Source organism: Lentzea nigeriaca, from assembly GCF_016907955.1.
Taxonomy (GTDB): Bacteria; Actinomycetota; Actinomycetes; order Mycobacteriales; family Pseudonocardiaceae; genus Lentzea; species Lentzea nigeriaca.
Genome location: NZ_JAFBCX010000002.1, coordinates 257,330 through 269,926 on the forward strand (window position 1 = coordinate 257,330; position 12,597 = coordinate 269,926).

Consider the following 12,597-nt stretch of genomic DNA (forward strand, 5'->3'; position numbering starts at 1 on the left):
AAATGACGAGCGCTCCCAGCCTCAGCATCGTGATCCCGGTGTACAACGAGCCGGAGTGGATCGGCCGTTCGATCGGCGCGCTGCAGACGGCACTGCGCAACGCGGACTGGCCGGCCGAGATCGTCGTGGTCGACGACGGCAGCACGGACGACACCCCGAAGCGCCTCGCCGAGCTCGACGGCATCACGGTCATCTCGCAATGCAACGGCGGCCGTTTCGCCGCTCGCATGGCGGGTCTCGAGGCGGCGCGCGGCGAGTTCGTGCTGTTGCTCGACAGCCGCGTGATCATGGAGCCGGACTCGTTCGTGTACCTGCGCGACCAGTTCGCGCAGCACCCCGAGCGGCTCGTGTGGAACGGCCACATCAACACCGACACGACCGGAAACCCCTATGCGGGCTTCATGACCGGTCTCGTCACCGTGGGCTGGCGCAAGTACGTCGCGAACCCGCGGCTCGTGTCGTTCGGTGCCGACGAGTTCGACTCGTACCCCAAGGGCACCGGCATCTTCCTCGCGCCGCGCGCCACGTTGCTGCGCGCCGCCACGTCGTTCGAGTCGCTCTACGACGATCCGAAGCTCGCGAGCGACGACACCCGCATGCTGCGCTCGATCGCCGACGAGCACCGGATCTGGCTCAGCCCGGGGTTCGCCGCGCAGTACAACAGCCGCGACTCGCTGCAGAAGTTCGTGAAGCACGCGTTCTTCCGCGGCACGACGTTCGTCGACAGCTACCTCGACTCGCCCGGCCCCGTCCGCACGGCGGCCGCGGGCGCGGGTGTGCTCGGCGTCGTCGGGCTCTTCGTGCTCGCCAAGTTCCCGAAGACGGGCATCCTGCTCGGCCTCGGTGGTTCGGCCGCGGCGGGTGTCGTGGTGCGCAGGATGGGCGCGACCAGGGACCAGTCGTTCGCCGTGGCCACGCTGCTGCCGCTGTTCGCCGCGGTGTTCGGCGCGGGCGTGGTGCGGGGTCTGCTGATGGCGGCGAAGAAGGCGGCGGGGAAGTGACCGAGAGGACCGCGGGCCGTTCCCTCGGGACCGTCGGCATCGCGGTCCTCATCGCGGCGGGACTGGGCTATCCGATCCTGCTCGTCACCGCCCGTCTGCTCGAACCGGCCGACAACGCGATCTTCCTGGCCTTCTGGGGCATCGTGTTCGGTGTCGGCAGCGCGTTGAGCCCGGTCGAGCAGGAGCTGTCGCGCCTGGCCGCCGAGGCGGACGTCGCGGGGCGCAAGGCGGGGCCGACGGTCGTCCGCACGGTCGCGGTCGCCGCTGTCGTCGTCGGTCTGTTCGGTCTGGTGATGGCGGTTCCCGCGATCAGCGAACGGCAGTACGGCGCGTACAGCGCGCTCGCCGTCATCGCATTGGCCTCCTCGCTGGGCTTCGCGGTCCAGTTCGGTGTCCGCGGTCTGCTCATCGGCTCGCACCAGGCGAAGCCGTTCGGTGGTCTGGTGGTGACCGAGGCCGCGGTGCGCATCGTGCTGGTGGGTGCGTTCGCCGTGCTCGGCTGGAGCGGTGTCGTGCCGCTCGCGGTGGCGGTGGCGGCGGGCTCGTTCGCGTTCCTGCCGTTCGCGATGCCCGCGCGCAGGCTGGTCGAGTTCACCGGCCACGCCGAGCCGTGGGGCCTGGTCACGCGCCGCTTGCTGCTGCTGATGCTGAGCGCCGGGCTGACGGCGTCCGTGCTGACCGGCTACCCGGCGGTCGCGAAGTTCTTCGCGACCAAGGACGACCTGGAGGCACTGGCCGGGTTGTTCGTGGCGCTCACCGTCGCCCGTGTCCCGTTGCTGCTGCTCTCGCCGGTGCAGGCGATGGCGGTGCCGACGGTGGTGCGACTGTCGCATCAGGAGGACGGTCACCGGAAGCTGATCGCCTTGCTGACCAAGGGTTTGGTCGCCGCGTTCGGTCTGGCCGCACTGGGCGCGGCCGTCGGCTGGCTGCTCGGACCGTGGGCCGTGCGGTTGCTGTTCGGCGCTGAGTACGTCGTCGCGGGCTGGGCGGTCGCGGGGCTCGTGTGGTCCTCGGTGCTGCTGGGAGCCGTGATGCTGCAGGCGGCCGTGCTGGTGGCCCGTGCGCAGGGCGGCCGGGTGCTCGCGCTGTGGACGGTCGTGGCCGCGTTGAGCATGGGCGTGCTCGCGTTGACGCCCGCCGACATGGTGGTGCGCACGGTGCTAGGCCTGGTGATCGCGCCCACCGTCGGGGTGTTCGTCGCGCTGGCCCTCGTACTGCGGGCTGATGCTCGTGACGCTCGGACGAGTGGTTAGGCTGACGCCCGTGTCTGACTCGGTCGACCTGCGGCGAGTGCTGATCGTTCTGCCTGCTCTCAACGAAGAGCACAACATCGACAAAGTCATCGCCGAGGTGAAAGCCGCTCTGCCTGACGTCGGCGTCCTCGTGGTGGACGACGGGTCCACGGACCAGACGTCGCTTCGCGCGCGGGAGAGCGGCGCTCAGGTGGCGCGTCTGGCCGTCAACCTCGGTGTCGGCGGCGCGATGCGCACCGGCTTCCGCTACGCCGTCCGCAACGGCTTCGACGTCGTGGTCCAGGTGGACTCCGACGGCCAGCACAACCCGGCCCACGTGCCGGAGCTGCTGCGCGAGCTCGAGCACGCGGACCTGGTGATCGGCGCCCGGTTCGCCGGCAAGGGCGACTACAAGGCCCGCGGGCCCCGCCGCTGGGCCATGAAGGTCTTCGCCGTCGTGCTGTCGTGGATCTCCGGCACGAAGCTCACCGACGTGACGTCGGGGTTCAAGGCCGCCGGTCCGCGTGCCGTGCGGTTGTTCGCCGCCCACTACCCGGCGGAGTACCTCGGCGACACGCTGGAGTCGCTCGTCATGGCGGTGCGGGCGGGCCTGAAGATCACGCAGGTGCCCGTGGCCATGCGTGAGCGGGCCGGTGGCACGCCGAGCACGTCACCGGTGAAGTCCGCCGTCTACCTGCTGCGGGCCACTCTCGCGCTGGTGCTCGCGCTGGTTCGCCGCAAGCCCAAGACCGGCTCCTTCGAAGCCGCTTAGGAGACTCCCGTGTCTGCGTTCCGATTGCTGGCGATTGTGGTCGCGGCGCTCGTGCTGATCGTCGTGATCGAAATGATGCGACGCCGCAAGCTTCGCGAGAAGTACGCGGGAATGTGGCTGTTCGTCGGTATCGGTGTGGTCTGTTTGGGCGCGATCCCCGGCCTTCCGACGTGGTTGTCGAACCTCACCGGTATCCAGCTCGCGGCCAACTTCCTGTTCGCCGCCGCCGCGTTCACGCTGCTCTTCGTCGTGCTGCAGCTGTCGAGCGAAGTGGGTCACCTCGAAGAAGAGGTGCGCACGACGGTCGAAGAGATCGCTTTGCTGCGTTGTGAGCTGGAAGCGGTCCGGGCCGAGCTGGACAAGCGCGTGACGAGCGCCGAAGAACAACTTCTCCAAGCGCGGCCCTGAATTTCGGTCACTCTCGGCATACAGGTAACCTCGCTTGCCGTGAGCTTCGCAGGTTATGACCTGATCGTCGTCGGTTCCGGATTCTTCGGCCTCACGGTCGCCGAGCGCACCGCGTCCCAGCTGAACAAGCGGGTGCTGGTGCTGGAGCGTCGTGACCACATCGGCGGCAACGCCTACTCGGAGGCCGAACCCGAGACAGGGATCGAGGTGCACCGCTACGGCGCGCACCTGTTCCACACGTCCAACAAGCGCGTGTGGGAGTACGTGAACCAGTTCACCGAGTTCACCGGCTACCAGCACCGCGTGTTCGCGATGCACGCCGGGCAGGCCTACCAGTTCCCGATGGGCCTCGGTCTCCTCTCGCAGTTCGTCGGCCGTTACATGTCGCCGGAGGACGCGAAGAAGTGGGTGGCCGAGCAGGCCGCCGAGATCGACACCAAGGACGCGCAGAACCTCGAGGAGAAGGCGATCTCGCTGATCGGCCGCCCCCTCTACGAGGCGTTCATCAAGCACTACACCGCGAAGCAGTGGCAGACCGACCCGAAGGAGCTGCCCGCGGCGGTCATCAGCCGCCTGCCGGTGCGCTACAACTTCGACAACCGCTACTTCAACGACACCTACGAGGGTCTGCCGGTCGACGGCTACACCGCCTGGCTCGAGAAGATGGCGGATCACCCGAACATCGACGTGAAGCTGTCCACGGACTTCTTCGACGTCCGGGACGAGATCCCCGCCGGCACCCCGGTCGTCTACACCGGCCCGCTGGACCGCTACTTCGACTACTCGGAGGGCTGGCTCGGCTGGCGCACGCTCGACTTCGAGCAGGAAGTCCTGCCGATCGGCGACTTCCAGGGCACGCCGGTCATGAACTACAACGACGCGGACGTCCCGTACACCCGCATCCACGAGTTCCGGCACTTCCACCCGGAGCGCGAGTACCCGGCGGACAAGACGGTCATCGTCCGCGAGTACTCCCGGTCCGCGGAGAAGGACGACGAGCCGTACTACCCGATCAACACGTCCGAGGACCGGGAGAAGCTCGAGCGCTACCGCGAGCTCGCCAAGAAGGAAGCCTCCGAGAAGAACGTCATCTTCGGCGGCCGCCTGGGCACCTACAAGTACCTCGACATGCACATGGCGATCGGGTCCGCGCTCAGCGTGTTCGACAACAAGATCGCGCCGCACCTGACGGAGGGCAAGTCCCTCGACGGTTCGCTGGACTGATCCTTCAGCCCGCCTGACCTGCGTCTGAGCCGGTCAGGCGGGCTTTCGGTGCTCACGGGTACTATGGGCGCCCTGAACGTCGTGCCACCTCTCTCAGTGGCCGCAGCCATCGAAACAGCTGACTCGAACCGGCAATACCAGGTCGGTTCGTCGGAGGAAGCACGTGACCGAGCAGGCCAAGGCCGCCGCCGCTGCCAAGACGATCGACCCGAACAAGGTGCTCCAGCGCGTGATCATGCCGCGCGACGAGGACCCGCTCGACGTTCGGCCGCTGTACCTCGACGAGCCGGAGAACGTGCATAGCCACGTCTCGAGCAGGCGCGCTGTCACGGTCCCGAGGTCGGCGAAGGTGTCGTTCGCGTCGTACTTCAACGCGTTCCCCGCGAGCTACTGGAAGCGCTGGACGGTCGTCGAGGACGTCGTCCTGCGCATGTCCGTGCGCGGGTCCGGGCGCATCGACGTCTACCGCTCCAAGCCGAGCGGCGACATCATCCACCTCGAAGGCACCATGATCCGCAGCCCCAAGGCGTGGACCGAGGTGTCACTGAAGATCAACCTGGCCCCGTTCGAGGACGGCGGCTGGATCTGGTTCGACGTCTTCACCGACGACTCCACGCTGGAGATCGACGAGGCGGCGTGGACCACCGAGCAGGACCTCCCCGAGCAGAAGCTCGCCATCGGCATGACGACCATGCGCCCGGTGGACGCGGTCATCGCGTTGCGCGCGCTCGGCGAGGACCCGACGGTCCTCAACGTCGTGCAGAAGGTCTTCGTCGCCGACCAGGGCGCCGTGAAGGTCCGCGCGACCGAGGGCTTCGCCGAGGCGGCGAAGCTGCTGGGCGACAAGCTCGAGGTCATCGAGCAGGACAACCTCGGCGGCTCCGGCGGCTTCACCCGAGGACTGTACGAGGCGATCGAGCACACCGACGTCGCCCAGATCATGCTGATGGACGACGACATCCGCCTGGAGCCGGACGCGGTGCTGCGCTCCAACGCGTTCGCCCGCGCCGCCGCCCAGCCGGTCATCGTCGGCAGCCACATGCTGAACCTGCAGGCCCGCGCGCGCCTGCACAGCATGGGCGAGGTCGTCGACCTGGCCACGTGCTACTGGCGCGAGGCTCCGGGCGCGGTCACCGACCACGACTTCGGTGCCGAGTCGCTGCGCGAGACCGAGGAACTGCACGCCCGCATCAACTCCACCTACAACGGCTGGTGGATGTGCCTCTTCCCGCGTGAGGTCGTCGAGCGCACCGGCTACCCGCTGCCGCTCTTCATCAAGTGGGACGACGCGGAGTACTCGCTGCGCGCGCTGGAGCGCGGCTTCCCGACCGTGTCGCTGCCGGGCTCCGCCGTGTGGCACATGCCGTGGACGGACAAGAACGACGCCACCGACTGGCAGGCGTACTTCCACACCCGCAACCGCCTGATCATGGCGGCCCTGCACAGCCCGTACGACGTGCGGAAGACCCTGATGAAGCAGGGCATGAAGCTGTCGCTGCGGCACCTGCTGTCGATGGAGTACTCGACCGTCGCGATCCAGCAGAAGGCCGTCGAGGACTTCCTCGCTGGCCCGTCGCGCCTGTTCGACTCGCTGCGCACGGCCCTGCCGGAGATCCGCGAACTGCGCAAGCGCTACACCGACGCCCAGGTCCTGCCGTCGGCCCGCGAGTTCCCGGCCCCGACGTTCGACATGGTCCGCGCCGAGCAGATGCTGACCCCTCCGACGAACCCGGTGACCATCGCCACCGAGGCGGGCAAGGCCCTGGTCCACAACCTGCGCGCCCCGCAGCCGTCCACGGTGGACCGCCCGCAGATCAACGTGCCGGCCGCGAACGCCCGCTGGTTCCTCCTGGGCAACCTGGACAGCGCCACGGTGTCCAACGCGGACGGCAGCGGCGTCGCGTTCCGCAAGCGCGACCCGAAGGAGTTCCGCGAGCTGGGCAAGCGCGCGGCCCGCAACTACCGCCGCCTCGCGTCGGAGTGGCCGCGCATGCAGAAGATCTACCGCGACGCCCTCCCCGAGCTGACCTCGGTCGAGGCGTGGCGCAAGGTGTTCGAGAACTGACCTGGACCCACCCGAGGGGTGGCTTCCGTTGCCATGCGACGGGGCCACCCCTCGGCAGTCTTCCGGTTTGCCTAACGAAACGTGTGCCGTTGTGCAACCGTTAATTCATGGCGAGCCAAACAACAACTGTGAGCTTCGTCGCACATCCCGACGACGACCTGCTCTTCATGAACCCGGACATCGCCTCGGACATCCAGGCGGGCTTCGATGTCTGGGTCGTGTACCTGACCGCAGGTGACGTACCGCTGAGACCGGGCAAGAGCCACGGCGGCATGGACTACGTCGACATGCGCATCAACGGCGCCAGAGCCGCCTACGCCCGCGCGGCCAGATCGCCCAACTCCTGGGTCTTCGAAGAGATGGAGTTCGGCGACCACGTCGTGGTCACCAACCGCCTGGAAGACGCGAACGTGAGGCTCGTCTTCACGTTCATCCACGCCGCCTCCGGCCCCGAGGACAACTGCGGCGACCTGTACCGCCTGTGGAACGACCCGGACTTCACCGCCGACCCGATCGACGGCCGCCCCGGCTACACCCGAGCGTCGATCGGCACCATGATCCGCGGCGTCCTCGACACGGCCCAGCCCTCCTACATCAGGACGCTGAGCACCCTCGGCCACCACGAGGGCGACCACATCGACCACACCGCCGCCGCCCTCCTCGTGGCCGAGGCCAACCGCGACGAAGACGGCTTCACCCTGGTCCAGCGCGACGAGTACATCGGCTATCTGGCGTCCAGGGAGGAGTCGCTGTGGGACGAGAACGTCTTCGGGTTCTGGCTGGACGAGAAGATAGCGATCTGGAACGAGTACTGGCCGCGGGATCCCGAGTTGTTCGCGGGCGCCTGGTTCCGGGCGATGGCGCGGCAGTACCTGCTCGATGATCGCACCGATCCGCCGGGCAACGTGTGGGAGCCACCCACGGACTTCGTCGATCTGTGCTGAGCCGCGTCAGCCCTTGATGCCGATCTCCGTCACCCCTCGCACCAGGAACCGCTGCATCCCCAAGAACACCAGCACCAACGGCAGAATCGACACCGCCGCCGCCAGGAACAGCTGACTGACGTTGATCGACTGCGCCGTGAGGAACGTGGACAGCGCCACCTGCACTGTCCACGCGTCCTGGTCCTGCGCGATGACCAGCGGCCACAGGAACTGGTTCCACGACGTCACGAACGCGATGACCCCGAGCGCCGCGAAGAACCCGCGCGAGTTCGGCACCACGATCCGCCAGTACGTGCCCCAGTGCCCGAGCCCGTCGATCCGCGCCGCCTCCTCGAGCTCCCGCGGAAACCCGAGGAAGTACTGCCGGAACAAGAAGGTGGTGAACCCGCTGAACAGCCCAGGGATCACCAGCCCTCGCAGGTCGGACACCCAGCCCAACGAGGACACGACCACGAACGTCGGCACGAACGTCACGGCCGCCGGGATCATCAGCGTGGCGACGACGAGATACAGCACCACGTTCGCGTACCGATAAGGGATCCGCGCGAGCCCGTAGCCCGCCAGCCCGCACAGCAGCAGCTGCCCTACCGTCTGCAGCACGGCGACCACGAGAGAGTTGACCATGCTGCGCACCAACGGCACGGAGGGGTCGCTGAACAGCGAAGCGAAGTTCTCCCAACGGATCTCACGAGGCCAGAACCTCCACGACGGCGCGGAGATCTCCTGCTCGCTGGCCAAACCGTTGCGCAGCACCAGGTAGAACGGGATCAAGAACACCACGGCCGCCACCGACAGCGCCAGGTACCGCACGGCCCTCATCGCGTGATCACCCGTCCCTGCAACAAGGTCACGCCGGCGATCAGCAGGGTCAGGATCACCGCGCCCGCGCTGCCGTGCCCGAAGTCCTGCCCGCCGGAGCCCAGCGCCGTGTAGTAGAGGTAGATCAACGGCGGCCGGGCGAACGGTGGGTAGCCGCGGTCGGTGCCCAGGACGTTGTAGAACTCGTCGAAGGCCTGGTAGGCCGCCACCAGCAGCAACAGCACGACGGCCACCGACGTGGTGCGCAGTTGTGGCAACGTGATGTGCCGCAGCGTCTGCCAGCCGCGGGAGGCGCCGTCGATCCACGCCGCCTCGTACAGGTGTTGCGGGATGCGCTGCAGGCCCGCGATGAACAGGATCATGTAGAACCCGAGCTGCAGCCACAGCCGGAGCGTCACGAGCACCAGCCAGTACCAGGGCGGCGACGTCGACACAGTCCACGCGATCGGCTCCGCGCCGAACCACCCCAGCACCGTGTTCGCGAGGCCGAACCGCACGCCGTTGAAGATCGAGAGCTTCCACACCAGCGATGCCACCACGTACGAGCATGCCGTCGGCAGGAAGAACACCGAGCGGAAGAAGGCCTGCATGAAGCTGATCTGGTTGACCAGCAACGCCAACGCCAGTGCCAGCACGAACGTCAGCGGCACGATGAAGGCCGCGAACACGCTGAACGTGCCCAAGCTCGACAGGAACGGCTTGTCCGTCAGCATGTCCGCGTAGTTGCGAAGCCCGACGAACGAAGTGGGCGTCACCGTGTTGCGGGCGTCGAAGAACGACAGCAGCAGGCTCCACGCGATCGGCACGTACACGAACACGAGCAACCCGATGGCGAACGGTCCGACGAACAGCCAGAACGCGCGTCCGTTCCTCATCCGTACAGGCGCTTCAGCTCGTCCCGCACCTTCCCGGCGGCGCCGCGGAGTTCGATGTCCGCAGGAGCACCGTCACGAACCACTCGTGACACGGCGTCGTTGAACGCGGTCCGCATCACCGCGGTCCAGTCCGGCGGGTTGGACGCCTTCGCGTTGTCCCGCACGAACTTCACCGCCTCGGCGGCCGCGCCGGAGGTCAGCTTCGACGCCTTCTCCGCGATGCTCTCGCGCGGCGGGATGTGGAAGCCGTAGGCGAGGTTGAAGTCCTCCTGGTAGTCGGTTCGCTCGATCCACAGCCAGCGCACGAACTCCTTCGCCTCGTCGATCCTCTTCGACTTGGCGTTGACCATCGCCCCGAACGCGCCGACCGGCACGCTGGGCCTGCCGGAGGAGGTGAGCTTCGGGAACGGCAGCACGCCGAAGTCGTCGCCCAGCGCCTTCTGCACGGCCGGAACGGTCCACAGGCCCGTCCACTGCATCGCGACGAGGCCCTGGGTGAACGCGTCGGGCTCCGCCCAGTCCTTCACCGCGCCGAGCAGCAGGCTGCCGCTGGTGTAGAGCTCGCGCAGCTTGCCGATCGCCTGCGCCGCAACGGGATCGTCGAACCCGACCTGGTGGTCGCGGACGTAGTCGAGCCCCGCCGACCACAGCGCGGGGCCGGCCAGCACGCCACCGCCACCGTCGTTGCCGGCGAACAGGCCCTTGACGCCGTCACGGGTCAAGCGTCGAGCAGCGTCGATCAGTTCATCCACAGTGGACGGTGGCTGGACTCCGGCCTGGGCGAACATGCTCTTGCGGTAGAACAACATCTGCATGTCCACCGCCTGCGGGACTCCGTAGATCTTCCCGTCAACCGTGTGCGTCGCGAGAATCGACTCGGAGAAGTCGTTCTTGGCGTCGCCGAAGACGCCGTCGAGCGGCACGACCTGACCAGAACGGACCGTGCTGATCTGCAGGGTGGACTCGAAGACGTCCGGTCCGCCGTCGGACAGCAGGCTCGTCGCGAGCTTGGAGTCGTAGTCGCCGGGGTTCCACTGCACGTCGATCGGGGTCTTGGGGTACGACTTGGCGTATTTCTCCACGGCCTGCTGCACGCCGGGCTCGCCGTAGGCGTGGTACCACTGCCGCAGGGCCTGGCCGTTGCCGCCCCTGCCGGTGTTCGAGCCGCACGCCGCGAGCAAGGCGCTCGCTCCTGCCAGGGAGAGAAGTCTGCGTCGGGAGATCACCCATCAGGTCTTACTCCGATCACGTCTGGTGCGCGAGTGGTTACTCGAAGTGCGCTACCACGACGTTGGAGAAGTTAACGACGTACTCACGACCGTCAGGGCCCGCGATCGGCTGCGTGTGGCCGTTGCGGACGATCTGCGTCAGTCGCGGCGCGAGATCGTCCCGCGTCTCCTTGGTGACGGTGAGGGTGATCGGGTTCGGGTTCGCGGCGAGGAACAGCACGAGTCGGCTCATGCCGTTCAGGAAACCGCGTTCCGGTGACGTGAAGAGGGCGATTTCGCCGGTAGCGGTTCCGCCCTCAGCAGATCACTTGCGGAAGAAGCGCTCCCGCTGGCCGAGGCGCACGAGCTTGACCCACTCGATGAACGCCTTCGGGTCCCGCTTCACCGCGAGGAAGTACAGGCCGAACCGGAACACCTCCAGCGCGCCCAGCTTCCGCATCCCGGGCTGCGACAGCAGGTAGCCGCGGTTGCGATAGGTGTAGTAGCGCTTGATCGGGTTTTCCGGGTCCTGCGCGTGGAACTTGCCGCCCAGCATCGGCTTGAACTCGTCCGAGCCGTCCGGGTGGACGTAGGCGACCCGCAGCGACGTGCCGAACGGCAGGCCGGAGCGGACGAGGCGGCGGTGGACCTCCACCTCGTCGCCGCGGAAGAACAGGCGGTAGTCCGGCACTCCTACGACGTCCAGCGTGGACGCGCGGAACAGGGCGCCGTTGAACAGCGAGGCGATGCCCGGCAGGAAGTCCGTGCCGAGCTCGGCGGCGGAGCGCTTCCACGTCAGGCCGCGGCGCAACGGGAACGCCAGCTTGTCCGGGCTGTCGATGTTCGTGACGACCGGCGAGATCTCCGCGAGGTTGCGGCGGTCGGCCTCTTCGAGCAGTACGGCCAGCACGTTCTCGTCGGCGGGGCGGCCGTCGTCGTCGGCAAGCCACACCCAGTCCGCGCCCAGCGAGAGCGCGTGCAGGATGCCGAGCGCGAAGCCGCCGGCGCCACCGAGGTTGCGGTGCGACGGCAGGTAGGTCGTGGGAAGCGGGCACTGCTCGACGAGGTCGTCGACCGGCTGGTCAGGGCCGTTGTCGACGACGACCAGGTGGTCGGGGACACGGGTCTGGGTCGCGAGCGCCTTGAGCGACTCGGCCAGCAGCTCGCGGCGGTGGCGGGTGACCACCACCGCGACGACGGAGCCCTTGGGCAGTGCCTGGAGGTTCACTTCTCTACTCGCCGCCGTTTCCGCTGAGAACGGGGGTCTCGTCGTGCTGGTGCATCCGCTCGAACGGGTCGAAGCCCTTGTACGCGGTCAGCACCTCACGCAAGCCGCCGTGCATCTTCACATGGCCCTCGTCCATCCAGATAGCGGTGTCGCAGAACTCCGCCAGGAACTCGTCGGAGTGGTTCGCGAACACCAGCAGGCCGGAGCGGGCCACCAGGTCCTTGAGCCGGTCGCGGGCCTTCGCCATGAACGCCGCGTCGACAGCGCCGATGCCCTCGTCGAGCAGGAGGATCTCGGGGTTGATCGAGGTGACCACGCCCAGCGCCAGCCGGACGCGCATGCCGGTCGAGTAGGTGCGCAGCGGCATCTGCAGGTAGTCACCGAGCTCGGTGAACTCCGCGATGTCGTCGACGCGGGCTTCCATCTGCTTGCGGGTCATGCCGAGGAACAGGCCCCGGATCATGATGTTCTCGTAGCCGGAGATCTCCGGGTCCATGCCGACGCCGAGGTCGAAGACCGGCGCCACCTTGCCGACGATGCGCGAGTGGCCGCGCGTGGGCTCGTAGATGCCCGCCAGCAGGCGCAGCAGCGTGGACTTGCCGGCGCCGTTGTGGCCGACCAGGCCGACCCGGTCGCCGTCCTTGAGCGACAGGGAGATGTCGTGCAGCGCCTCGATGATCGGGACGCGGCCTTCTGAGCCGATCTTGCCGCCGACCTTGCCGAGCGCGAGCTTCTTCAGCGACCTCGACTTCGCGTCGAAGATCGGGAAGTCGACCGATGCGTTCCAGACGTCGATGCTGACCATGGTTGTGTCGACCTCC

General features: G+C 67.7%; 13 protein-coding genes. 7 read left to right on the forward strand and 6 right to left on the reverse strand.

What is annotated here, in order from left to right:
• Nucleotides 1-2: 2 nt before the first annotated feature.
• The 7 genes from JOD27_RS07540 (at nucleotide 3) to JOD27_RS07570 (ending at nucleotide 7,646) form a co-directional block, all read left to right on the forward strand.
• On the forward strand, nucleotides 3-1,001 hold the full coding sequence (locus tag JOD27_RS07540; protein ID WP_204761401.1) for a glycosyltransferase family 2 protein: 999 nt from the start codon (nucleotides 3-5) through the stop codon (nucleotides 999-1,001).
• The gene (locus tag JOD27_RS07545; RefSeq protein WP_204761402.1) at nucleotides 998-2,254 is read left to right on the forward strand and encodes a lipopolysaccharide biosynthesis protein; all 1,257 of its coding nucleotides are present in this window, start codon (nucleotides 998-1,000) and stop codon (nucleotides 2,252-2,254) included. Before JOD27_RS07540 ends, JOD27_RS07545 begins: the two co-directional genes overlap by 4 nt.
• The gene (locus tag JOD27_RS07550; RefSeq protein ID WP_204761403.1) at nucleotides 2,226-3,005 is read left to right on the forward strand and encodes a glycosyltransferase family 2 protein; all 780 of its coding nucleotides are present in this window, start codon (nucleotides 2,226-2,228) and stop codon (nucleotides 3,003-3,005) included. The genes JOD27_RS07545 and JOD27_RS07550 overlap by 29 nt, the downstream gene beginning before the upstream one ends.
• A 9-nt stretch (nucleotides 3,006-3,014) precedes the next feature.
• Nucleotides 3,015-3,413, forward strand: a complete 399-nt coding sequence (locus tag JOD27_RS07555; RefSeq protein ID WP_204761404.1) for a DUF2304 domain-containing protein — start codon at nucleotides 3,015-3,017, stop codon at nucleotides 3,411-3,413.
• Nucleotides 3,414-3,452: 39 nt separating this feature from the next.
• On the forward strand, nucleotides 3,453-4,637 hold the full coding sequence (gene glf, locus JOD27_RS07560; protein WP_204761405.1) for a UDP-galactopyranose mutase: 1,185 nt from the start codon (nucleotides 3,453-3,455) through the stop codon (nucleotides 4,635-4,637).
• 163 nt (nucleotides 4,638-4,800) lie between these two features.
• Nucleotides 4,801-6,702, forward strand: a complete 1,902-nt coding sequence (locus JOD27_RS07565) for a glycosyltransferase (protein WP_307829981.1) — start codon at nucleotides 4,801-4,803, stop codon at nucleotides 6,700-6,702.
• Between the two features lie 128 nt (nucleotides 6,703-6,830).
• Nucleotides 6,831-7,646 (forward strand): PIG-L family deacetylase, encoded by an 816-nt coding sequence (locus JOD27_RS07570; RefSeq protein WP_204761406.1) that lies wholly within the window; start codon nucleotides 6,831-6,833, stop codon nucleotides 7,644-7,646.
• A 6-nt stretch (nucleotides 7,647-7,652) separates the two neighbouring features.
• Here JOD27_RS07570 and JOD27_RS07575 read toward each other — a convergent pair whose 3' ends face one another.
• The 6 genes from JOD27_RS07575 to wzt form a co-directional block, all read right to left on the reverse strand.
• Nucleotides 7,653-8,465 (reverse strand): carbohydrate ABC transporter permease, encoded by an 813-nt coding sequence (locus JOD27_RS07575; RefSeq protein WP_204761407.1) that lies wholly within the window; start codon nucleotides 8,463-8,465, stop codon nucleotides 7,653-7,655.
• Nucleotides 8,462-9,340: a carbohydrate ABC transporter permease gene (locus JOD27_RS07580; protein ID WP_204761408.1), complete on the reverse strand. Its 879-nt coding sequence runs from the start codon at nucleotides 9,338-9,340 to the stop codon at nucleotides 8,462-8,464. The genes JOD27_RS07575 and JOD27_RS07580 overlap by 4 nt, the downstream gene beginning before the upstream one ends.
• Complete coding sequence (locus JOD27_RS07585) at nucleotides 9,337-10,566, reverse strand: ABC transporter substrate-binding protein (protein WP_204761409.1); 1,230 nt, start codon at nucleotides 10,564-10,566, stop codon at nucleotides 9,337-9,339. The genes JOD27_RS07580 and JOD27_RS07585 overlap by 4 nt, the downstream gene beginning before the upstream one ends.
• Nucleotides 10,567-10,606: 40 nt before the next feature.
• Nucleotides 10,607-10,801: a hypothetical protein gene (locus JOD27_RS07590; protein ID WP_204761410.1), complete on the reverse strand. Its 195-nt coding sequence runs from the start codon at nucleotides 10,799-10,801 to the stop codon at nucleotides 10,607-10,609.
• Between the two features lie 72 nt (nucleotides 10,802-10,873).
• Entirely contained in the window at nucleotides 10,874-11,776 is a 903-nt protein-coding gene (glfT1, locus tag JOD27_RS07595) for a galactofuranosyltransferase GlfT1 (RefSeq protein ID WP_307829983.1), read from the reverse strand.
• A 4-nt stretch (nucleotides 11,777-11,780) separates the two neighbouring features.
• On the reverse strand, nucleotides 11,781-12,581 hold the full coding sequence (wzt, locus tag JOD27_RS07600; protein ID WP_204761411.1) for a galactan export ABC transporter ATP-binding subunit Wzt/RfbE: 801 nt from the start codon (nucleotides 12,579-12,581) through the stop codon (nucleotides 11,781-11,783).
• Nucleotides 12,582-12,597: the final 16 nt, after the last annotated feature.